The 22,026-nt window shown below is 63.0% G+C and carries 23 protein-coding genes; 16 read left to right on the top strand and 7 right to left on the bottom strand.

What is annotated here, in order from left to right:
• Positions 1-80 precede the first annotated feature (80 nt).
• From rfaD to waaC, 3 genes are read left to right on the top strand one after another with little or no spacing between them, the layout of a single operon-like run.
• Positions 81-1,031: an ADP-glyceromanno-heptose 6-epimerase gene (rfaD, locus tag EOC94_RS28260; protein WP_126105316.1), complete on the top strand. Its 951-nt coding sequence runs from the start codon at positions 81-83 to the stop codon at positions 1,029-1,031.
• Complete coding sequence (gene waaF / locus EOC94_RS28255; protein ID WP_127294735.1) at positions 1,004-2,011, top strand: lipopolysaccharide heptosyltransferase II; 1,008 nt, start codon at positions 1,004-1,006, stop codon at positions 2,009-2,011. The genes rfaD and waaF overlap by 28 nt, the downstream gene beginning before the upstream one ends.
• On the top strand, positions 2,008-2,982 hold the full coding sequence (waaC, locus tag EOC94_RS28250) for a lipopolysaccharide heptosyltransferase I (RefSeq protein WP_127294733.1): 975 nt from the start codon (positions 2,008-2,010) through the stop codon (positions 2,980-2,982). Before waaF ends, waaC begins: the two co-directional genes overlap by 4 nt.
• Positions 2,983-3,121: 139 nt before the next feature.
• On the opposite strand, the gene greA is transcribed toward waaC, so the two are convergent.
• Positions 3,122-3,595: a transcription elongation factor GreA gene (gene greA, locus EOC94_RS28245; RefSeq protein WP_065012064.1), complete on the bottom strand. Its 474-nt coding sequence runs from the start codon at positions 3,593-3,595 to the stop codon at positions 3,122-3,124.
• A gap of 283 nt (positions 3,596-3,878) precedes the next feature.
• The gene (locus EOC94_RS28240) at positions 3,879-4,415 is read right to left on the bottom strand and encodes a tetratricopeptide repeat protein (protein WP_126105313.1); all 537 of its coding nucleotides are present in this window, start codon (positions 4,413-4,415) and stop codon (positions 3,879-3,881) included.
• Positions 4,416-4,620: 205 nt separating this feature from the next.
• On the opposite strand from EOC94_RS28240, the gene EOC94_RS28235 reads away from it, so the two are divergent.
• The 4 genes from EOC94_RS28235 (at position 4,621) to EOC94_RS28220 (ending at position 7,960) form a co-directional block, all read left to right on the top strand.
• On the top strand, positions 4,621-5,046 hold the full coding sequence (locus EOC94_RS28235; protein ID WP_127294731.1) for a DUF3775 domain-containing protein: 426 nt from the start codon (positions 4,621-4,623) through the stop codon (positions 5,044-5,046).
• Positions 5,047-5,121: 75 nt separating this feature from the next.
• On the top strand, positions 5,122-6,078 hold the full coding sequence (locus EOC94_RS28230) for an extensin family protein (protein WP_127294729.1): 957 nt from the start codon (positions 5,122-5,124) through the stop codon (positions 6,076-6,078).
• Between the two features lie 224 nt (positions 6,079-6,302).
• Positions 6,303-7,103 carry an extensin family protein gene (locus tag EOC94_RS28225; protein WP_126105310.1) on the top strand — a complete coding sequence of 267 codons (801 nt, stop codon included), beginning with the start codon at positions 6,303-6,305 and terminating at the stop codon, positions 7,101-7,103.
• A gap of 149 nt (positions 7,104-7,252) precedes the next feature.
• Positions 7,253-7,960 (top strand): LssY C-terminal domain-containing protein, encoded by a 708-nt coding sequence (locus EOC94_RS28220; protein ID WP_095488887.1) that lies wholly within the window; start codon positions 7,253-7,255, stop codon positions 7,958-7,960.
• A 31-nt stretch (positions 7,961-7,991) separates the two neighbouring features.
• On the opposite strand, the gene EOC94_RS28215 is transcribed toward EOC94_RS28220, so the two are convergent.
• Complete coding sequence (locus EOC94_RS28215) at positions 7,992-9,104, bottom strand: Gfo/Idh/MocA family oxidoreductase (protein ID WP_127294727.1); 1,113 nt, start codon at positions 9,102-9,104, stop codon at positions 7,992-7,994.
• 281 nt (positions 9,105-9,385) lie between these two features.
• Here EOC94_RS28215 and EOC94_RS28210 point away from each other — a divergent pair, with 281 nt between their 5' ends.
• Positions 9,386-10,300, top strand: coding sequence for a LysR family transcriptional regulator (locus tag EOC94_RS28210; protein WP_127294725.1), 915 nt, complete (start codon positions 9,386-9,388; stop codon positions 10,298-10,300).
• Positions 10,301-10,375: 75 nt separating this feature from the next.
• Positions 10,376-11,686 carry a hemolysin family protein gene (locus EOC94_RS28205; RefSeq protein WP_127294723.1) on the top strand — a complete coding sequence of 437 codons (1,311 nt, stop codon included), beginning with the start codon at positions 10,376-10,378 and terminating at the stop codon, positions 11,684-11,686.
• Between the two features lie 289 nt (positions 11,687-11,975).
• On the opposite strand, the gene EOC94_RS28200 is transcribed toward EOC94_RS28205, so the two are convergent.
• Positions 11,976-13,097 (bottom strand): aldo/keto reductase, encoded by a 1,122-nt coding sequence (locus EOC94_RS28200; protein ID WP_245465669.1) that lies wholly within the window; start codon positions 13,095-13,097, stop codon positions 11,976-11,978.
• Between EOC94_RS28200 and EOC94_RS28195 the strand changes: the two genes are divergently transcribed.
• Positions 13,096-13,995 (top strand): AraC family transcriptional regulator, encoded by a 900-nt coding sequence (locus EOC94_RS28195; RefSeq protein WP_127294721.1) that lies wholly within the window; start codon positions 13,096-13,098, stop codon positions 13,993-13,995. The genes EOC94_RS28200 and EOC94_RS28195 overlap by 2 nt on opposite strands.
• 79 nt (positions 13,996-14,074) lie before the next feature.
• Here the strand turns inward: EOC94_RS28195 and EOC94_RS28190 are convergent, their stop codons facing one another.
• Positions 14,075-15,055, bottom strand: a complete 981-nt coding sequence (locus EOC94_RS28190; RefSeq protein ID WP_127294719.1) for a zinc-binding dehydrogenase — start codon at positions 15,053-15,055, stop codon at positions 14,075-14,077.
• Between the two features lie 97 nt (positions 15,056-15,152).
• Here EOC94_RS28190 and EOC94_RS28185 point away from each other — a divergent pair, with 97 nt between their 5' ends.
• The gene (locus EOC94_RS28185; RefSeq protein WP_127294717.1) at positions 15,153-15,536 is read left to right on the top strand and encodes a helix-turn-helix domain-containing protein; all 384 of its coding nucleotides are present in this window, start codon (positions 15,153-15,155) and stop codon (positions 15,534-15,536) included.
• An 86-nt stretch (positions 15,537-15,622) separates the two neighbouring features.
• Here the strand turns inward: EOC94_RS28185 and EOC94_RS28180 are convergent, their stop codons facing one another.
• Positions 15,623-16,228 carry an NADPH-dependent FMN reductase gene (locus EOC94_RS28180; RefSeq protein WP_127294715.1) on the bottom strand — a complete coding sequence of 202 codons (606 nt, stop codon included), beginning with the start codon at positions 16,226-16,228 and terminating at the stop codon, positions 15,623-15,625.
• 92 nt (positions 16,229-16,320) lie between these two features.
• Between EOC94_RS28180 and EOC94_RS28175 the strand changes: the two genes are divergently transcribed.
• The gene (locus EOC94_RS28175; protein WP_029350030.1) at positions 16,321-16,689 is read left to right on the top strand and encodes a helix-turn-helix domain-containing protein; all 369 of its coding nucleotides are present in this window, start codon (positions 16,321-16,323) and stop codon (positions 16,687-16,689) included.
• Positions 16,690-17,174: 485 nt separating this feature from the next.
• Here EOC94_RS28175 and EOC94_RS28165 read toward each other — a convergent pair whose 3' ends face one another.
• Positions 17,175-17,570 carry an acyl-CoA thioesterase gene (locus EOC94_RS28165; RefSeq protein WP_127294713.1) on the bottom strand — a complete coding sequence of 132 codons (396 nt, stop codon included), beginning with the start codon at positions 17,568-17,570 and terminating at the stop codon, positions 17,175-17,177.
• Between EOC94_RS28165 and EOC94_RS28160 the strand changes: the two genes are divergently transcribed.
• The 4 genes from EOC94_RS28160 (at position 17,569) to EOC94_RS28145 (ending at position 22,007) form a co-directional block, all read left to right on the top strand.
• Positions 17,569-18,330, top strand: a complete 762-nt coding sequence (locus EOC94_RS28160; RefSeq protein WP_127294711.1) for a nuclear transport factor 2 family protein — start codon at positions 17,569-17,571, stop codon at positions 18,328-18,330. The two genes, EOC94_RS28165 and EOC94_RS28160, sit on opposite strands and share 2 nt — an antisense overlap.
• A gap of 205 nt (positions 18,331-18,535) precedes the next feature.
• A complete protein-coding gene (locus tag EOC94_RS28155) occupies positions 18,536-19,006 on the top strand; it encodes a GNAT family N-acetyltransferase (protein ID WP_127294780.1) in 471 nt (156 codons plus the stop codon).
• Positions 19,007-19,182: 176 nt separating this feature from the next.
• Positions 19,183-20,799: a GMC family oxidoreductase N-terminal domain-containing protein gene (locus EOC94_RS28150; RefSeq protein ID WP_127294778.1), complete on the top strand. Its 1,617-nt coding sequence runs from the start codon at positions 19,183-19,185 to the stop codon at positions 20,797-20,799.
• A complete protein-coding gene (locus EOC94_RS28145; RefSeq protein WP_127294709.1) occupies positions 20,796-22,007 on the top strand; it encodes a mandelate racemase/muconate lactonizing enzyme family protein in 1,212 nt (403 codons plus the stop codon). Before EOC94_RS28150 ends, EOC94_RS28145 begins: the two co-directional genes overlap by 4 nt.
• The last annotated feature ends 19 nt before the right edge of the window (positions 22,008-22,026 follow it).

Below are 22,026 nucleotides of genomic sequence, written 5' to 3'. Positions count from 1 at the left end.
GGATTGCGACCTGCTTTATCGACAGCCTCGCCAGCCTCCCCTATAAGGGCCGGAATCGGCACAAGATACCAGAGGCTTTCATGATCATCGTCACGGGCGGCGCCGGCATGATCGGCTCCAACATCGTTGCCGCTCTCAACGCCGAAGGGATTAGCGACATCCTCGTCGTCGACGACCTGACCGACGGCCACAAGATCGCCAATCTCGCCGATCTGCAGATCGCCGATTATCTCGACAAGGACGATTTCCTGCCGCGGATGGAGGCGGGGGACCTTGGCCGCATCGAGGCCGTCTTCCACCAGGGCGCCTGCTCGACCACCACCGAGTGGAACGGCAGGTTCATGATGGAGGTCAACTACGCCTATTCGAAGCGGCTGCTGCATGCCTGCCTCGCGCTGCGGGTGCCCTTCCTCTACGCCTCCTCCGCGTCGGTCTACGGCGGTGGCGCCGAGTTTCGCGAGGAGCCGGAATGCGAACGCCCGCTCAATGTCTATGCCTATTCAAAGAAGCTGTTCGACGACTATGTCCGCCGCACCGTCTTCGATACCGATCATTCGCCGGTGGCGGGCCTGCGCTATTTCAACGTCTACGGACCGCGCGAGGCGCATAAGGGCGCCATGGCCTCGGTCGCCTTCCACTTGTTCAATCAGGTCGAGCAAGGCCAGAACCCGAAGCTGTTCGGCGCCTATGAAGGTTTCGGACCCGGCGAGCAGAGCCGCGATTTCATCCATGTCGGCGATGTCGCCGACGTCAATCTGTGGCTGTGGAAACGCGGCTTAAGCGGCATCTTCAACTGCGGCACCGGCCTTGCCCAGCCGTTCCGCGCCATTGCCGAAACGGTGATCGGCGCGCTGGGCAAAGGCGAGATCGAGTTCATCGACTTCCCCGACCACCTCAAGGGCAGCTACCAGAGCTTTACGCAAGCTGATATGTCCCGGTTGCGCGCCGCCGGCTACAATGGTCAGTTTCGCACAGTGGAAACCGGCGTCAGAGACTATGTCGAATGGCTGAAAGCCCAACGATCCTCGTGATCGGCCCACGCTGGGTGGGCGACATGGTGATGGCGCAGTGCCTGTTCTCGGCGCTGAGGGAGCTTCACCCGAACGCCGCGATCGACGTGCTGGCGCCGGCATGGGCGGCGCCACTGGTCAAGCGCATGCCCGAAATACGCCAGCAGGTCGAACTGCCGCTGAAATCCGGCGCACTGGAATTCCGCACCCGAAGGCGCTTCGGCCGCCTGCTGCGCGGCCATTACGACATGGCCTATATCATGCCTGGAAGCTGGAAGTCGGCGCTGGTCCCGTTCTTTGCCCGCATTCCGCGCCGCATCGGCCATCTCAAGGAAATGCGCTACGGGCTGCTGACCGATATCGTTCCCTTGCCCGACCAGGTGAAACGGCGCACGGCGCAGGCCTATTTCGGCCTCGCCCAAGGGGGCACGTTCCGGGCCCCGAGGCTCGCCATCGACACAGAAAACCAGGCGGCACTGCTGGGCCGTTTCGGGCTGGAGGCGAACAAATTCGTGGCACTTATGCCCGGCGCCGAGTTCGGGCCCGCCAAACGCTGGCCGAGCGAACGCTATGCCGGTCTTGCCGGCGACATGATGGCGAAAGGTTTTAGGGTCGCACTGTTCGGATCGAAGAACGACGCCGAGGTGACGGCGGAAATCGCTACGCTTGCACCAGGCGCTGTCGATCTCGCCGGCCAGACGCGGCTGGAGGACGCCATCGACCTGATCGCCGCGGCCAGGCTTGCGGTATCGAACGACAGCGGGCTGATGCATGTCGCCGCCGCGGTCGGCACGCCGATCGTTGCCGTCTATGGCTCGACCTCGCCTGAGAATACGCCGCCGCTCGCCGAGCAGCGCGAACTGGTCTGGCTCGGCCTGTCCTGTTCGCCCTGCCACCAGAAAATCTGCCCGCTCGGCCATCTCAATTGCCTGAAGACGCTCGAGGTGTCACAGGTCGCGGCAGCAGCGGAACGGCTGCTGGAAATGCCGGCCGCCGCATGAGGGTGCTCATCGTCAAGACATCCTCGATGGGTGACGTCATCCACACGTTTCCGGCCGTCGAGGATGCTCGCCGCTACCGGCCGGACGTATCGTTCGACTGGTGCGTGGAAGAAGCCTTTGCCGGCATCGTGGCGCTGCATCCAGCCATCGCAACCATCCACACCGTGGCGATCCGGCGCTGGCGCACAGGCCCACTCGGCCGCGGCACATGGCGCGAGGCGGCAAGATTGCGTCGCGCCTTGCGCGATTGCCGCTACGATCTCGTCATCGATGCGCAAGGATTGCTGAAATCGGCCCTGGTGGCGAAACTGGCCGCGGCGCCGATCGCCGGCTTCGACCGCTCGAGCGCCCGCGAGCCTTCGGCGACTTTGTTCTACGACCGCCGCTATGCCGTGCCGCGCGATCTGCACGCCATCGAACGCACAAGGCGCCTGTTCGGGCTGGCGCTCGGCTATGAACCGGATTTTTCCAGGCTTGAGTCCGGCATCGTGCCGCCAGCCGGCGGTTCGACCTTTGTCGGCGAAAACCCCACCTTGCTGCTGCACGGCACCAGCCGCGAAGACAAGAAATGGCCGGTAGGCGACTGGATCGAGACTGCCGGGCTTCTCGTGGAGAGAGGAATGACGCCGGTCACCACCTGGTCTAACGACAGAGAAAAGGCGGTTGCCGAAGCGATTGCCGCGGCCGTTCGGCAGACCGTGCTGGTGCCGAAATTACCGCTTGCCGAGATCGCCGCGATCATCGGCCGCTCGGTGCTGATCATCGGCGCCGACACCGGCCTCACTCACCTCGCCAGTGCCTTCGGCCTGCCCACCGTCGCCGTGTTTCTGGCGACAGAACCCGGCCTGACCGGCCCGCGCGGGCCGTTCTCGTCAACGCTGCTGGCCGCGCCCGGCGGTCACGTCGCGCCTGCGGAGGTGGTGGCGGAGGCCGAGAGGCTTATGGCGCTCAAATCGCAAGCACCGACGTAGGGCCTTTTAGGAATTCGCTCCGGTGAGTCGGATGGCGTGGTTTTCGAGAACCGGAGCGGAGCGTACATTTGGGTACGTGAGCACCGGAAGCGCAGAAAGCCGCGTTAGCCGGCCGCCGGAGTAGAATTATCAAAAGGCCCTAGATGAACTGCACCTGGACGATCTCGTAGCCCCGCGCACCGCCTGGCGCGTTGACCTCGATCGCATCGCCGACTTCCTTGCCGATCAGCGCCCGCGCGATCGGCGAGGAGATCGAGATGCGGCCGGACTTCACGTCGGCTTCCTGGTCGCCGACGATCTGGTAGGTCTTCTTCTCTTCCGTATCCTCGTCGACCAACACCACGGTCGCGCCGAACTTGACCTTTTCGCCGCTGAGCTTGGTGACGTCGATCACTTCGGCACGCGCGATGAAGTCCTCAAGCTCGTTGACGCGGCCTTCATTGAGGCTCTGCGCCTCTTTCGCCGCGTGGTATTCGGCGTTTTCGGAAAGATCGCCATGCGAGCGCGCTTCGGAGATCGCTTCGATGATGCGCGGCCGTTCTTCCTGCTGCCGCCAGCGCAGTTCTTCCTTCAATGACGCGAACCCCTCGCCTGTCATCGGGACCTTGTTCATGATGCCTGACCTTTCCTGCCGCCGCCCCCGCATTCCGGGAGCGACCTTGTCGATGGGTACAAAAAGAAAACGGTCCGGCAGCCTCGGGCTAACGGAACCGTCTCACCGCAATTTCCCCCAATATAGCAATCTTCGCGGGTTTTTCACGCCAAAAAATCGGTTTTGAAAAATTCACCCGCCATCTGTGGAAATGCCGTCACGGCAGCACGGTTCGCAGGGCAGGCGTAACAAAAAACCGGCTGCGATTGCTCGCAGCCGGTTTGAGGAGCGTTGGAGGGTCGAATCAGCTCTTCATGAAACGGTCTATCTGCTCAGACAGCATGCCGTATTCACGAGATCCCTTGCCGGTGCGCTTTTCGATCTCTCGGAGCTGTTTCTGGGCGCCGGCGAGATCGCCGATCTGCAGATGCGCCTCGCCGAGATATTCACGCACCAGCGTGTAATCAGGATCGATGCGCAGCGCTTCCTCGTAATAGCCGAGGCCGACGGTGACGCGCCCGGAATGGCGATGCGAGTAGCCGAGATAGTTGAGGATGCGTGGGTCCTGCTTGTTGGCGGCCAGGCTGAGCACGGCGATAGCCTCATCATAACGTCCGGCCATCGCCAGCGCGTGGCCGGCTTCATAGATGTTGTCGTCGTCCAGCATGCCCTGCTTGGGTGCAACGCACTTCTTCAGCTTCTTGTCCCAGACCGTGCCTTTCTTGCACTGGGTGGTGGTCTGGTCGCTCCCGCCCCCACCTTCACCGGCCGAAAACACCGGAACAGCAAACAGCGGCAAGGCGGCAACCGCCAGAACCTGAATCAGCAATCGTCTGCGCATCGAAGCCTCCTTGAAGCATGACAATGCAGGACTAACGCCGGGCAAAAGCCGTTTCATCCCGGAAAAACTCGTGGCCGCTGAAACCTTTGGAAACGGTCCGTGCCGGCCGCAAAAATTGAAGAGCCGAACATGACGTGACGAGCGCTGCAAATTCGCTATCATCCAACATACGGCAAACGGCAAACGGAGTATACGGAGAATGCCAGTGCGGCGGCCTCTTGAAAAGGAATGGGAGCTTTCGATCGGTCCCGACACGGTGCGCCTGTTCATCCTCAAGGCGAAGGCGCTGAGCGCCGCCGTCAACGAAGACTATGCCGATGGCGCCGAGCACGAGGTAGAGCTCGACGGCCAGGCGCACGACAACCACCACCATGACGGTCTCGTCGAGGAAAGCTCCGAAAACCTCACCGAAGAAGAACTGCGCGAGCTGATCAACGACCTCAACGTCGATGAGGCGGCCGAACTCGTAGCACTCGCCTGGGTTGGCCGCGGCGACTATGACGCCTCGGAATGGGCCGACGCGTTGACGGCCGCACGCGAGCGCGCCAACAAGCGCACGGCGAAATATCTGCTCGGCATGCCGCTGCTGGCCGACTGGCTGGAGGAAGGGCTGGAAGCGATCGGTGCGTAACGCCGCGGTTACCGTTCGTGATCGGCCAACCCCTCATTCAGGGCAACTTCCGCATTCGCCCGCCGTTAAGATCGAATGGCGGCGCTCACCCTTCACGGATTGATCAGATTGGCGCCGCCTTTGGCGGCGGCGATACTGTTCGCAGGAGCGGCGCTGGCCCAAGCTCCGGAATTGCCTGAAACCGTGCCCGTCCCGGAGCTCAATCGATCGCAATCGGCGCAAGAAGCCGCACCTGCCGACGTGCCGGTTCCCGAGCCGCGCCCTGATGTGCCAAAGCCTCCTGCGACCGACACGCTGAACCAGCAGAAGTCGGACCAGCCTAAGGAAGCCCGGCCGGAGCCGCCGGCAATCGCTCCAACGCCGCGCCAAAAGCCGGACGAGGCGGAACCGCCGGCCACCGCCCCGAAACCACCGGAGAAGCCGGCGCAAGCGCAGGAGAAAGAAATCCCTCCCGACCCGCGCTCGGCCTCTGTGCCGCAGGAAAAAATGCCGGAGGAGGAACTTGCCTGCCGCAGGCGGCTGAAGTCGATGGGCGTCGACTTCGAGGAACGCAAGGCCGAGCACGATGCGGCGGTCGGCTGCTCGATCCCCTATCCGATCGCGCTGAAGACGCTGGGCAAGTCATTGGATATCAGCCCCGAAACCGAGCTGAACTGCCAGATGGCCGAGGCCGCCGCGCGCTTCGCCATCGATATCATCCAGCCGGCGGCCAAAGCCGAGCTCGGCGCCAATCTCAAGTCGGTTAGCCAGGCGTCCGCCTTTGTCTGCCGGCCGCGCCACGGCGGAGGGAAACTGTCTGAGCATGCTTTCGGCAACGCGCTCGACATCGCCAGCTTCACGCTTTCGAACGGCAGAAAGATCGACGTCGGCCCGGTGCCGCCGGAAAAGGACGCGAAATTCCTGAACGCGGTGCGCAAGGCAGCCTGCGGACCGTTCAAGACCGTGCTTGGCCCGGGCAGCGATGCGGATCATTCGCTGCATCTCCATCTCGATCTCGCCCCGCGTCGCAACGGCGGCACCTTCTGCCAGTGACATGATCCCGGACCGACATGCGCGCCGCAATTTGGCCGCAGCCGTAAACGCGGCCGCTGATTTTTCCTTTACTCTTGGCGGTTAAGCTCTGTCTCATCTGATCATGATCCCGAACCGAAGGTCCGCGTCAGCGAAAAGTGGGATCCGGTTTTCGGAGAAAGATCAGGATCAAACAATTAGACAGAGCCTGATCGGGATCAGGCTCGGGGACAGGGATCTTGTCGATGGCCGGGATATTTCGCGCCGCGTTTGTCGCTGTGCGGCAAACCAGACGCGCGCGCATGATTGCCGGCGCGCTTGCGATCGCGGCGATCTCAGCCTGCACCACAGGCAGCGTGCTTTCGCTGGAACCGGCCGTCGATGTCGGCAGCCAGACATCAGCTGTCCCGAAATATGCCGGCATGCAGAGCCTCGTCCCGTCCAACCCGTACATGACCGCCGCCTATCCACGCATGGACGAGCCGATGGCGCCGACCGAACAGATGCCGGCCAGCGAGATCGACTGCCGCAAGGAGTTGAAACGCCTGGGCGTCGTCTACACCGACCTTGCGCCGATCCACGAAGGCCAGTGCGGCATCGACTATCCGGTCAAAGTCTCGGCCATCGGCAGCATCGGGATGAAGCCAGCCGCGACGCTGACCTGCGACATGGCCGCCACCTTCGCCGGCTGGACCAGGAATGAACTGGTTCCGTCCGCCCGCTGGCGTTATTTCTCCGGCGTCAAGACCATTCGCCAGGGCTCGAGCTATTCCTGCCGCAGGATCGCCGGCGAAGGCGTGCTGTCGGAGCACGGCAAGGGCAACGCCCTCGACATCATGAGCATCGAGCTCAGCAATGGCAACGACATCGACGTGCGCAAGCCCGGGTTGTTCGCCTTCCGCACGCGCGGCTTCCTCAACACTGTGCGCGCCGACGGCTGTCAGTATTTCACCACGGTGCTTGGTCCCGGCTATAATTACGACCACCGCAACCATTTTCATTTCGACATCAAAAACCGCAAGAACGGCTACCGCGCCTGCCGCTAGAGCATCGGACCCAAAAGTGGATACCGGTTTTGGGATAACCCGATGCTCCAAACAACATGACAGCGAGCGCATGCCCACTGCCCAAGGTCTGCGCCGCCGCGTAGAATGACGCCACATAAAGTGATGCCTTATCACCGGGGTGGTACCTCGTGAGCCGACGAAGCCTTCGACGACGCGCAACGACCTGGCTGGTGGCGTTCTGTGCCGGCTATCTCGTGCTCGCCTATTTCGCCGCGCCGGAATTCTGGACCCTGCGGGACCGCAACTTCCGCACACAGCGCTTCGAGATGGTGACGCACACGCCGCAAGGCATTGCGGGCGATCCGATCAATGTCGGCCTCGTCGGTACCAAAAAAGAGCTGGTCCATGCCTTCGCGGTCGCCGGATGGGACACGGCCGACGCCATCACGCTGAAGACCGCGATCGAGATCGGCGAAAGCGTGCTGTTCGATCGGCCCTATCCCGACGCGCCGGTCAGCCGGTTGTTATTCGAAGGCCGTGCACAGGATCTGGCCTTCGAGAAGCCGGTCGGCGACAGTGCCGACCGCCGTCATCACGTCCGCTTCTGGCAGACCGACGCGACCGGAGACGATGGCCGGCCGCTCTGGCTGGGTTCGGCAAGCTTCGATCGCGGCGTTGGGCTCAGCCACGACACCGGCGCGATCACTCACCATATCGGTCCCGACATCGACGCCGAGCGCGATTTCCTGATCCGCGACCTGTCTGCCGCAGGCATGCTGATCTCGACCAGCGAGATACCAGGCATCGGTGCGACAAAGGCTGGGCGCAATGGCGGTGGCGACCCTTACTTCACCGACGGCAAGGCGGTGGTGGGCGTGCTCAGGCAGCTGCCGTAGGCGCGTCGCTGGCGATCCTTGGCCGGCCCGATCACGTCAGCGCGGTGCGGCTTCCGCTTTCGGCTGCTCTCTCGATCGCGGCGATGATGCGATGCACTGCGACCGCATCCTCGAAGCTCGGCGCCGAGCGGGTACCCTCGCGCAGATCCTGGGCCATCCTGGCATAAACGCGGGCGACGTTCCCCGGCTCCACATCCTCCGGCCAGCCGGAACGGTATGAGGCGGGGACCTCCAGCGGCCGGAACACCTTCTCCCCGTTCCGCGCGCCTTTGAGGGAAAGCTGCACCATCTGCGTGTGGCCGGAAGGACCCGATATCAGGATATCGCCTTCCGTGCCGTTGATCTCCCAGACCAGGCCGTCGTCATATCGAGCTGCCCCGCCTCGATAATGGATGGACAGGGGCGCGCCGCTGGCGAGGACCCCGCTGACCAGCACCTGGTCAGGGGCGGACACGGGCAGCATTTCCCCGGTATCGACGGCGAGCGCCGTGGGCCGCCGCGTGGCCAGCACCGCGGATACCTCCGCGACTTCGCCGAGCACATCCCTGAGCGCCGCCAGCGTGTGCCCCACCGGGATCGTCAGCATGGTGGCGCCGTTGGCGCGATCCAGCAGATAGGCGTAGATCTTCTTTTCGGAGATGGAGCCTCCCCAGCCGCCGCCCCGCGCTACCAAGGTGGTCGACAGCACCTCGCCGACGAACCCGTCGGCGATCAGATGTCGCAGATACTCAATTTCGGGAGCAACGCGCGCTTGGGTTCCGACCACGCCCAGGACGCCCTTGGCCCGGGCAAGCGCGGCGAGTTCCTCAGCCTCGGCCAACCCGTTGCCAAGCGGCCATTCGCAGTAGACGTGTTTGCCCGCGCCGATCGCCGCTTTCACGATCTCCAGGTGAGGAGGCACCTTCACCGTAACAGTGACGATGTCGATCTCCGGCGCCGCGATCAACTCGGCAACGCTGGCGAAGGCCCGCGGCAGTCCGGTCGCGCCGGCCGCCTTCTCGGTGCTGGCCAAGTTGGTGTTGGCGACGCCGACGATCTCGAAGCTCTCCGATAGTGCATTGAGCGCAGGAATATGGGCCCGTGCCGCCCAACTCCTGCCCGGTTGCAATCCGACGATACCGACCCTGAAGCGTTGTCCTGGCATGGTGTTCTCCTTCACGCAGCTTTGGCTTTGCCGTTAGGATCGCGAGACCGGCCGTTCCGGAATCCTGCCCCGGACAGGCTTCGACCTGGACAGTCCGAATTCGCCCGTCTGCCAGGATCTGTTGATGCCGGACCTGCTGATATCGAGGCTCATCTCGTTCCGTGCTCCGCGTTTGGTGACTACGCCGGATATTTATGCGGTTTCTCTATGGAATAAAACTCTCCGGTAGTGCATATTTGGAAACAGATTGACGAGAAAAAATATACAAACGGAGAGCGGCGTTGGAACCAGCCAGCCTGCAAGGCATTCTCGCATTCGTTCAGGTGGTCGAGGCCGGCAGCTTCACCGATGCCGGCAGACGGCTGCATGTGACGAAATCGGCGGTCGGAAAATCGATCGCGCAATTGGAACAGCGACTGGGTGTTCGCCTGCTCAACCGCACGACCCGCAGCCTGAGCCCGACCAGTGAAGGCTTGGGCTATTACGAAGCCTGCGTCAGGGCACTGTCCGAAATCGAAGCCGCCCAGTCATTGCTAGCCGCACGTCGGCTGGTGCCTTCCGGCCGGCTTCGTGTTGACGTTCCCTTGGCCTTCGGCCGTAGATGCGTGGCACCCGTGCTCTTCGAAATCTCCAGGCAATTTCCGGATCTGACGATCGAAATCTCGTTCAACGACCGGCGCGTCGATCTGATCGAGGAAGGCATCGATCTGGCGGTCCGCATGGGCGATCTCGATGACAGCCTGTCGCTCGCCGCACGCCGCATCTACGCCCAGCGCTCGGCCATCTGCGCGGCCCCCTCCTATCTCGAAAAACACGGCAGACCGCGATCGGTTGAGGATCTCGCCAACCACAGCGTCATCGGCTACGGCCGCGACGGCGTTGTCCGGCCCTGGACTGTAAAGCATGCCGACGGCCATGTTGGAAAATTCGTACCAAGGGCGCGGCTTGTCCTGGGGCACGGCGAACCGATGCTGGATGCAGCCCTTGCCGGCTGCGGCATCGTCTTTCTGCCGACCTGGCTGGCGGCCGACAGCCTCAGGAGCGGCGAACTCGAGACGGTTCTGTCGGACTGTCTCGTCGAAGACATCGTCGTGCATGCCGTCTGGCCGGTGACGCGCAGCCTGACGCCAAAGGTCCGTGTCGTCGTCGACGCCCTGATCGAGCATTTTTCGTCGCCGCCATGGGACGCCGCATGAGATGGTGCCTCCGCCGCCATGAAAAATGACGTCCACCTATTTTCGAAGACCTCGCCGCAATGCTATTGACCCCTCATGCTTTACGCTGAAATCGCTATCGTGGTCGTCCTCATCTGCGTGAACGGCCTTCTGGCAATGTCCGAGCTTGCCATCGTCTCGTCACGGCCTGCCCGCCTCAAGGCAATGATCGACCGCAACGTCACGGGTGCCGGACGCGCTTTGGCGCTCGGCTCCAATCCAGGCAAATTCCTGTCGTCGGTGCAGATCGGCATCACCCTGGTCGGTGTTTTATCAGGCGCCTTTTCCGGCGCCACGCTCGGCGAGCGGCTGTCGGTGTTCCTGGCATCGACCGGCGTCCGCGAAAGCCTTGCCGACCCGATCGGCGTTGGCATCGTCGTCGCCCTCATCACCTACTTCTCGCTGATCATCGGCGAACTGGTGCCCAAGCAGATCGCGCTGCGCGATCCGGAACGCGTCGCCGCCAGGGTTGCTCCGGCCATGACCATCGTTGCCACCGTTTCGGCGCCGCTGGTGTTCCTGCTCGACATCTCCGGCCGCGCCATGCTGTGGCTGCTTGGCCAGCGCGGTGAAAGCGAGGAGAAGGTCACCGACGAGGAGATCAAGATGCTGGTTGCAGAGGCCGAGCATCACGGCACCATCGAATCGGACGAACGGCGCATGATCGCCGGCGTCATGCGGCTCGGCGACCGCGCCGTCCGCGCGGTGATGACGCCGCGCACCGAGGTCGACTGGATCAACCTGCAGGCCGATGACGCGGCGACCCGCAAGCTCCTGATGGAAACCCAGCATTCGCGCCTGCCGGCCGGCGATGGCAGCGTCGACGCCATGATCGGCGTCGTCCAGACCCGCGACGTGCTGGCCGCGATGCTTGGCGGTCGCGCGCTCGACCCGCGCCGGCACGTGCGCGCCGCTCCCATCGTCCATGACCAGGCCGACGCGCTGGATGTCCTTTCGACACTCAAGGAATCCAACGTGCCGATGGCCCTGGTCCATGACGAATATGGCCATTTCGAAGGCATCGTCACCCCGGCGGACATACTGGAAGCCATCACCGGCGTCTTCCGGGCCGATCTCGATGTCGGCGATGAGGAAAACGCCGTCAAGCGCGAGGACGGCTCATGGCTGCTCGCCGGCTACATGCAGGCCGACGAGATGGCGGACGTTCTCGGCATCGACCTGCCGGAGAACCGCGACTACGAGACCGTTGCCGGCTATGTGCTGTCGCACATGCACCATCTGCCGGCGACCGGCGAATGCGTGGATGCGCAGGGCTGGCGCTTCGAGGTCGTCGACCTCGACGGCCGCCGCATCGACAAGCTCATCGCCACGCGCCTGCCCGGCGGTCACCGGGAGATCGTGCGGTGACAATCAACACGGTGTGTAGACCGGTTCGGATGCCAGTTCTTGACCGAAGGCGACTCCCGGCATTCGATTTGCAACGACCGCTTCGCGCCGCTTTCGGGTCGTTGGGCAGGCGGCAGGCCGATCCCGAAAGCGGTCATCGGCGTCAGCGCGACTAGGCGCCTACACGTTCTGGAGCACTTGCACAATCAGGTGGAGGCAACCGGCAAGCTGCTCGGTCACAGGCGATCATCCCGCAGAACGAGATGATCGCCTGCCGTATAGCTCGGAGCGGCGGTCCGAGGACTTAGACTTACATCTCTTGTTCCCAGAAGCCGCGGGTGTTCACGTTAGCGGCGTCGGCAAGAGCTTCCAATTCCGCGATGTCGTCGCTGGCGAGCGTGATGCTGCTGGCTCGGACCAGACCATCGATGTAATGGGGCTTGGTGACGCCGATGATCGGCGTCGTGCCCTTGGCGATGGCCCACGCAGTCGCGACGTCGGGCGCAGCTGCACCATGGCTCTGGCCGATCGAGGCGAGCTTGTCGGTCAGCGCCTTCAGCTGAGGCAGCATGCCGTTGTAGATCTTCGCCCGGCTGCTGCCTTCCGGCAGCGGGTTCTCCGGGCTGTACTTGCCGGTCAAGGCGCCCTGTTCGAGCACCATATAGGCGAAGAACGCGATGCCTTGGTTGCGGCAATAGTCCAGGATGCCAGCGTGCTCAGAGCTGCGGTAGAGGAGGCTATAGTGGTTCTGGATGGCTTCGACCCGGAACCCGGCTTCGCCCAGGATCTGGTCGGCGAGCTTGATTTCGCTCAGGTTGTGATTCGAGACGCCGACATGTTTGACCTTCCCGCTCTTCAGCAGCGGTATCAGTTGCGGAGTCCACCGCGCCACATCGGCTGGATTGTGAATCCAGTAGAGGTCGATGTAGTCGGTGCCGAGGTTGGCCAGGCTCTGCTCCAGCATGTCCGCCACCGGATCGTCGCTGGTTCCCGCGATCCGCGGGTTGAACTTTGTGGAAAGCTGGTAGTCGCTGCGGGCGTAGCGCTTCAGTACCTCCCCGAGTACGGTCTCTGAACGGCCCATGCCGTACACAATGGCGGTATCCCAGAGAGTAAACCCGGCCGCATGTGCCTTGTCCGCGACCTCTTCCAGGCCAGCCCGAGTCAGGTGGCTGCCGAAGTAGCCGTCGCCAGTCTCGCCGCTGTCGCCCCAAGCCCAGGTGCCCAGTGCGACCGTGGGGGTCTTCAGATTATCGATTGTCATGTTTGCTCCATACTTGTTCTGCGGCCAGGTTTGCTGTGGCGCCGCTGACACTGTGGTGCGCGGCGACGTCGAACCGTTAGCCTGATGCGCCGGAATTACTGCCCAATCCTCCAGAAGCCGCGGGTTCGCATTGCCGCCCTTCCGCGCGCGTGCGATGGTCAGATTCATGGAAGCACTGACCGAAATCGCGGCCGTGATTGCCCGGCACGTCTCGAAGGATGGCTTCCACGCCACCCCCATCGAACGCGTGACGCTTGTTCGATCCTCCACGATGACGATGCCGATGCCGAATGTTTACCGGCCGCAGCTGTGCCTCGTCGCGCAGGGGCACAAGGAGGTCACACTGGGCGACCGTGTGTTCAGATATGCACCGGGGCGCTATGGGGTCGTGACCTGCGACCTGCCGGTGATAGGCCATGTGGTCGAGGCGACGCCTGACAAACCTTATCTCTGCCTGTACCTCGATTTCGATCCGGTCATGCTGGGGGAGTTGGCGTTGCGCGTGCCGCCGCCGCCGAGAGCGCCCTCTCCGCCCATAGGCAAGACGGTGTCCGACGCCGGCGCCGCTCTGCTCGACGCTGCGCTACGCCTGCTGCGCCTGCTCGACGATCCGGCAGCGCTGCCCGTGCTCGGGCCGCTTGCCGAGCAGGAAATTCTCTATCGCCTGCTCGCCGGCCCGGACGGCGCCAGGATGCGCCACATCACCTCCAGCCAGGGTCGGGTGGCCCAAGTCGGCCGCGCCATCGCCTGGATCGGGAAGAACTTCCGGGAACGGTTCAGCATCGAGCGGCTTGCCGCGGAAGTAGGCATGAGTCCGTCGAGCCTGCACGAGCATTTTCGCGCCGTGACGGCGATGACGCCGCTGCAATTCCAGAAGCAACTCAGGCTGCAGGACGCGCGCAGCCTGATGCTGGTCCAGGACATCGACGCCACGACTGCCGCCTTCTGTGTGGGTTACGAAAGCCCGTCGCAGTTCAGTCGCGAATATCGCCGCCACTTTGGAGAACCGCCGGCGCGCGACATAGCCCGCTTGCGCGCTTCGCCGGCCTTGGCAGTGGTAGCTTGAGTTAAGCTTACCGACGTCGGCGCATTGAATCCAAAGGCAAGGATCTCCAGGCCTGTGCACAATTAATCGGCCACACCACTCAAGGCACCAGCACGACCTTGCCGGTAGAGCGGCGTTCCTCCAGCGAGCGATGCGCTTCGTTGGCCTTGTCGAGCGGGTAGCGCCCGCCTTGCGGCACGGCAAGCTGGCCGCTGGCGGCCAGGTGGAAAAGCTCCGACAGGTTGGCCCTGAGGCCATCGGCGGAGAGTAGCGGGAGCAGCGCGAAACCTCGCAATGACTGGTTCCGCGTGATCATCGCTTCCAGTTCCGACGCACCGATCGCGTATCTGCCCAGCGCGGCAAAGACCAGCTCTCCGCAAGGCGCGAGAGCTTGCAGCGACGCCGCCGTCATCGAGCCGCCGACAATGTCGTAGACGATATCGACGCCGGCGCCGCCTGCCGCTTCGCGGACACGCGCGGGCCAATCCGGCGTGCTGTAGTCGACCGCGGCATCGGCTCCAAGCGATAGGGCAAGGTCGAGCTTGGCTCTGCTGCCCGCGACGGCGATCACGGCGCTGGCGCCCTGGCGTTTGGCTAGCTGAACAAGCAGGGATCCGACACCGCCCGCAGCTGCGGTGACCAGCACCGACTTGCCGGCCGGCGGGCTTTGCCGCAGCAGATGGAAGGCCGTCAGTCCCTGCACCATCAAGGCCGTCGCGGCTTCGAATGAGAGCGTGTCCGGCAGAGGCACGGCCAGCTTTGCGTCGATCGTCACATAGTCGGCATAGCCGCCAAAGGGACGCGTTGAAGCGAACAGCGGCGCCGCGACGCGTCTCCCGGTCAGCGACGTGTCCACTCCTTGCCCGACCGCCTCCACGATCCCGGCAGCCTCGACGCCGAGGACCATCGGCAAGTCCGGTGTCACCGCGTAGCGATCCGCGCGCATCAGCACTTCGAAGAAATTCACGCCGGCTGCATGAACGCGGATCAGCACCTCGCCTGGTTGCGGCTCAGGCTTCGGCATTTCGACGACGTCGAGGACGTCGGGAGCGCCGAAACGATTCAGTTGAATGGCTCTCATGGCATGCACCCATCGCTATGGCATCGGCTGCTGTTTGCCACTATCTGCCTGATCGCGACTACACACTCATTTGTCCGCTGCTGACCAGAAGGTGACCATGGCCAAGCTGACCAAGAAGCTGCCAACCAAAAGACTGCCGATGCTGCCGGCGGAACGCGCCCTGAAAGTGATCTCGGGTCGATGGAAGGCTGTCATTCTCTACCATCTCTTCGACAGCCCCAGGCGACTGTCGGTGCTGAAGACGCTGGTGCCCAACATCACGCAGAAGGTGCTGATCCAGCAGCTTCGCGAAATGGAAGAACATGGACTTGTCAGACGCGAGATCTTTGCCGAGATTCCCTCACGCGTCGAATATTCGGCGACGAGCCTCGGCCTCAGTCTCGAGCCTATCCTTCTAGCGCTCTGTGAGTGGGGCCAGCACCATGCAGATGAGCTAAATGAGGTAGACCGCCTTGCCGACTGCATCATCAGGCCACGGTAGACACAGCAGCCGGCCATCGCCTGAATCAAAAGGGGCGACGCAAGCGCCGCCCCGGAATCCTTGGGAGGATTGTTCTGGTCTGCGGTTCAGGCCGCCTTGACTTCCTCGGCCACGGCATCGGCCTGGCGCGCCGCCTTCAGTACCTTGGCCCACCATGCGACGTCGTTGACCAGCGCGGTGGCCGCCTGATTCAGGTGCTCTAGTTCCTCGAGCTTCTTTTCACCTTGCCTGACGGCAAGGAAATCGCCCCACGCAATGTGGACGGCGGACTTGACCGGCGCCATCTGCAACTCCACGGCATACAATCTGAGCTGCTCGACTGCGCGCGAGCCACCGACGCTGCCATAACCGACGAAACCGGCAGGCTTCTTGTTCCATTCATTGGCAGCGTAGTCGATGGCGTTCTTCAGCACGGCAGTCGGGCCATGATTGTATTCGGCGGCGGTGAAGATGAAACCGTCGAATTCCGCAACCTTCTTCTGCCAGCGCTGCGCCACTTCATTCTGCGACGGCGCCCAGGCGGACGATGCGACCTCGTCGAAGAACGGCAGCGGGAAGTCGCGCAGGTCGACTACTTCCACGTCGATGTCGGCATGCGACTTGGCGATCTTGGCGATCCACTGGGTCGGAACGTCGGCAAATCGTGCGGCGCGGGTCGAACCGACGACAATGGCGATTTTGGGCTTGGACATAGAGGGGCTCTCCTTTAGGCAAATTTCTGGTATCGTTTAGATACCTGAGCTATATGAGTGACCGAGCTGATGACGCGCAAGGAGGCACCTTTTTGTTACCAAGGCACCCGCACCGCACCGAGGACTGCCGCGCCATCTCGGAAATCCTGCAGCGCGTAGGCGACAAATGGACCGTGCTGGTCGTCGGCAAGCTCGGTGACGGGCCGCTGCGCTTCAACGAGCTGCGCAGCGCCGTTGGCGGTATTTCGCAGAAGATGCTGACCACCACCTTGCGCGGGCTGGAGCGCGACGGCTTCGTCACCCGGACCGTGTTTCCGACCATTCCGCCGCGCGTCGATTATGAGCTGACCGATCTTGGCTACGAGCTTCTTGTGCCGGTCGGGGCGCTCGGCGAATGGGCGCGCAAGAACACCGAGCGCGTCAAGGCCGCGCGGGCGAGGTTCGATGGGATTCATGCCTGAAACTCTTGCGCTGCAAGGGTTTGCGCGCGGCGCGTAGCGCAGACGAATTCTTCGGCTGCATCTGCATTCCGGCCCGCAGACGGCTTTCGGTCGGTTTCGATTTCGGGGTCCGATTGATCACCCTAAATGGCGCAGGCCGCCTCTTTGCCGTCACCGCGCCGGTGTCCCACGTCGTTGCAACGCGGATTCCGCTCCTGATCACTTGCCGCTTGAGAATGTGGTTTTCGGAGGCGCCACTGGCTTCGGCCTCGTCTCGTTTGATCTCGGTTTAGGCGGTTGCGGCGAACAGGCCGAACAAGGCTGCAAGCGCCTGCCAATGCGCCGTTCAGCAATCGTTGACGCATTGTCTTTTCCCCCATGCCCTGCCGGACATGGTCACGGAAACGTGCGAACGCGAAGCATCACACAGCATCGCTATTCGCATCTCTTTGCGGGAGGCTGGCAGCGGCGGTGCCGTTGACTTCCAGCTGACTACATCCAGCCGATCAGCCTTCCGCCGGAACCGTCTTCGGCTTGCCTTCGCCGTCCAGCGCCACCATGACGAAATCGGCATGGGTGACCTTCTCCATCAGGTCGGAGAGGTAGCGCTGCGCCCATGCCTCGACCTTGAGCGTCATCGAGGTACGGCCGACGCGCTCGACATGCGTATAGATGCACAGCGTGTCGCCGATCTTCATCGCTTTGGCGAACGACATTTCCTTCACCGCTGCCGTCACCACGCGGCCCTTGGCGCGCTCGGCGGCGCGGATGCCGCAGGCAAGGTCCATCTGCGCCATCACCCAGCCGCCGAAGATATCGCCCGCCGCATTGGCGTCCGAAGGCATGGCCAACGTCCTGAGCGTCAGATCGCCGATCGGCCGTCCATCCGCATAATGCACCATGCGCCAAATTTCCCTCGATATCGATCTTCTCCCGATCCCGTATCGGGATGGCAACGGTGCGTCAACGCGCCGCCAGCCGGCAATGTCGCAGTTTGAAGCTCGGCTATTGGCGTCCGTTGCCAATGAGCGCGTAGCGGATGGAGCCGACCGCGGGAGGTCTCGGCGCTTGTGCCACCGGATTCGCGCGTCGCCCGCCAGGATGATTTCCGTGATTGTTTCAAGTGGTGAACGCTGGTTGTCGGGGAGCACCATCGGTGGTTACCTTGATGGCAATTTGGGAGGACAGCCTCATGCCCGGCAAGCGGGCGAAACGATGAGATTGGAGGAGACGATGCCAGGCGTTGAAACCGCGATTAGGGAACTGCTGGAGAGTCGATCGGCCGCCATGGGCGCCAAAGACATCGAGTGGCTTATGTCCCTTTACTCCAACGACATAGTCTACTTCGACCTCGTACCGCCGCTTCGCTATGTAGGATCCAACGCCCTTCGCGAGCGGTTCTTAGATTGGTTTCCCCGCTGGTCTGGTCCGATTGGCCAGGAGCTTGGCCAACTGGATGTTGCGGCCGGCGACGCGGTTGCCGCCGCATGGATGCTTATCCGAGCGCATGGCGCCCTGAAAACAGGCGCGAAAGTCGACTACTGGGTGCGCGTGAGCAATGCATTTCGTCGATCTGGAGACAGATGGACGATCACGCACGAGCACGTTTCCCTCCCCGTTGACATGCGGAGCAGGACAGCAGTCTTGGACTTGACCCCATAGTATCGCTGGGAAGCCCGGTGACGCCGGACGCATGCGCCGTCTAGGATAGAGCCTGAATTCCGAAGCCCGCCCGCGTCCATCATGCAGACCTGTGGTTTCATCGTGAAGCACCTGACATGAAGCTTACCTTTCACCCTCTGACGCCTGATCTATGGCCCGCGCTCGAGGACCTGTTCGGTGAGAGCGCCGTCTGCAGTCGCTGTTGGTGTATGTACGGCGTATCGGCAGTTCTTATCGAAAGCGACCAGGCGAGGAAAACAAGGCCGCGTTCCGGCAAGCCGTCAAGCATGGTCCCTCCCCGGGCATACTTGCTTTCGACGGTGATACTGCTGTCGGCTGGTGCCAGGTGACACCGCGAGATGCCGTGCCCTGGCTCGATCGGCTGTGGCAGCTGAAGCGTGTGGATGATGCGCCGGTCTGGTCCTTGTCCTGCCTCTACGTGCGAAAAAGATACCGCCGGCAGGGCGTCACGTCCCACCTGATCGCAGCGGCGCTGGAAGTTGTAAGGCGCACAAATGCCCCTGCGCTCGAAGCCTATCCTTTTGATGCCGATGTATCGCCCAGCGCCTCCGGCTGTGGATACGCCTCCACCTTCGCTCGCGCCGGGTTCAGGGTCGTCGCCCGCAGGGTGCCAGCCCGCCCGATCATGCGTTATGATCTCAAGCAAAATGCTTGATGATGGCGTGCGATGCTTGGACCGCTTGCCCACGAGGCAAAGGCCGCTTCGGCCAGGACCCCGAAGGCAAACGATGTGCCGGTCGCTTTTTTCACAAGCGATGCCGGAAGCTCCGGTGATCGCGGCGGCTTGCGGCGTCTAGGTTGAGCAAAAATTCGGAGCCGGCCGCATCCATCATGCAGACCTATGATTTCATCGTCGTTGGCTCCGGCTCGGCCGGCTCGGTTCTGGCCGAAAGACTATCGGCCTCGGGCCGCTTCTCGGTTCTGGTGCTCGAGGCCGGCGGCACCGACCGGCGCTTCTACGTGCAAATGCCGCTCGGCTACGGCAAGACCTTCTTCGACCCGGCCGTCAACTGGAACTACAAGGCCGAGCCGGACCCCGGTCTCAACAATAATGTCGATCACTGGCCGCGCGGCAGGCTGCTCGGCGGCTCGAGCTCGATCAACGCCATGGTCTGGATCCGGGGCGCGCGCGAGGATTTCGACGCTTGGGCAGCGGCCGGCAATCCCGGCTGGGGCTTCGACGACCTGCTGCCTGCCTTCAAGGCGCTCGAGGACAATCAGGCCGGCGCCAACCAGTGGCGGGGTGTCGGCGGTCCGTTGCACATCACCGATTGCTCTAAGGCTGTCCATCCGCTGACCAAGCGCTACCTCGCGGCTGCCAGCCAAGCCGGCCTGCCGTTCAACCCGGATTTCAACGGCGCGTCACAGGAAGGCGTCGGCATTTATCAGATCACCACCAAAAACGGCCGCCGCATGTCGGCCGCTCGTGCCTTCCTACGCCCGGCGATGAAGCGAAAAAATGTCCGCATCGAGATGAATGCGCTGGCGACCAAAATCCTGTTCGAGGGCAAGCGCGCCGTTGGTATCGAGTACCTGCAGAACGGTGAAACGAAGACCGCCCGCGCCGGCCGCGAGGTCATCCTGTCGGGTGGCTCGATCAACTCGCCTCAATTGCTGCAGCTTTCCGGGGTCGGCCCGTCGGCCCTGCTCGGTGCTGTCGGCATTCCCGTCGTCCATGCCAATGAGAATGTCGGGGCGAACCTGCAGGACCATGTCGGCATCAACTACACCTTCAAGGGCAGGCTGCCGACGCTCAACCAGATCCTGCGCCCTTGGTGGGGCAAGCTCATGGTCGGCATGCGATACATCCTCATGCGCTCCGGCCCGCTGTCGCTGTCGATGAACAATGCCGGCGGCTTCTTCCGCACCGACCCGGCGGCGGCACGGCCCAACATGCAGCTCTACTTCCAGGCGTTCTCGACCGTCATCCCGAAGAGCGGTGAGCGCCCTATCCTGACGCCCGACCCGTGGCCGGGCTTTTCCATCGGCCTGTCCAACTGCCGACCGTCGAGCCGTGGCGAGATCATGATCCGCTCCAGCAATCCGCGTGACTATCCGAAGATCGTCGCCAACGCCTATTCGACCGAGGCGGACGTGGCCGAAATGCTAGCGGCAGTGAAGTTCGTGAGGAAGATCGCCTCCATGCCGGCGATGGCCGACATCATCAAGGAAGAGGTGTTGCCGGGCCCGTCAATTACCTCCGACGCGGATTTGATCGAGGATTTCAGGAAGCGCTCCGGCACCGTCTACCACCCGGTCTCGACCTGCCGCATGGGGCCGGACGCTGCCCAAGCCGTCGTCGACCCGCGCCTGCGGGTTCACGGCCTCGCTGGCTTGCGCGTCGTCGACGCCTCGATCTTTCCCGATAACATCACCGGCAACACCAACGCCGCCTCGATCATGACCGGATGGAAGGGCGCCGAATTGGTTCTGGAGGATCAAAAATGAAAATCACCGACGTCAAAACCTGGGTCGTCGGCAATCCGCCGCCCGGCATCGGCGGCAAGTATTTCATCTTCGTCAAGCTCACCACCGACGGCGGCGTCGTCGGCTATGGCGAGGCCTACAACGCCACTTTCTCCGCGCATGTCACCGCCAGGATGGTCGAGGATATGGCCGAGCGCTATCTCGTCGGCCGCGATCCGCACGACATCGAGAACTTTTTCCGCCGTGCCTATTCCTCCGGCTTCACCCAGCGTCCGGACGTTTCCGGCATGGGCTGTTTCTCGGCGCTCGAAATGGCCTGCTGGGACATTATCGGCAAGGAAGCCGGCAAGCCGGTCTACAAGCTGCTCGGCGGGCAGGTGCACGAGACGCTGCGTTCCTACACCTATCTCTACCCGCACACCGGCAGCGTCCATTCGGAGGATGCGCGCGGCAAGAACGTCTACAACGATCCCGACCTGGCGGCCGAATGCGCGCTCGAATATGTCGAGCAGGGCTTCAATGCCGTCAAGCTCGACCCGGCTGGCCCCTACACCGCCTTTGACGGTCATCAGCCGCGCCTCGTCGACATCGATCTCTCCGCCCGCATGGTCAAAGCGATCCGTAAGGCGGTCGGCACAAGGGCCGACATCCTGTTTGGCACGCACGGCCAGTTCACCGCATCGGGCGCGCTGCGCATGGCCCGCGCCATCGAACCCTACGACCCCCTGTGGTTCGAGGAGCCGGTGCCGCCCGATATGCCGGAAGTGATGGCGCAGGTGGCGCGCGGCACGTCGATCCCGATCGCCACCGGCGAGCGGCTGACGACCAAGTTCGAATTTGCCCGTGTCATCGAGAACCGCGCCGCGAGCATTTTGCAGCCGGATCTCGGCCGCTCCGGCGGCATTCTCGAAACCAAGAAGATCGCCGCCATGGCCGAGGCCTATCACATCCAAATCGCGCCGCACTGCTATTGCGGGCCGATCGTCGGTGCAGCCAACATCCAGCTTGCCGTGACCTTGCCCAACTTCCTCATCTTGGAATCGCTGAAGCAGTGGGACGGTTTTCACGAAAAGCTGCTGAAGAAGAAGATCGAATGGCAGGACGGCAACGTCATTCCGTCGAAGGAGCCAGGCCTTGGCGTCGAGCTCGACGAGGCCGTCTGCGAGGCGCATCCCTGGACCGGCACGGACCTGCATTTGCAGATGATGCAGACGCCGTTGATGCCGTGATCGCGCGAGAGCTATGCCT

The sequence above is a fragment of the Mesorhizobium sp. M6A.T.Ce.TU.016.01.1.1 genome, from assembly GCF_003997065.1.
Taxonomy (GTDB): domain Bacteria; phylum Pseudomonadota; class Alphaproteobacteria; order Rhizobiales; family Rhizobiaceae; genus Mesorhizobium; species Mesorhizobium mediterraneum.
This window is presented reverse-complemented; position numbering and strand designations above follow the sequence as displayed.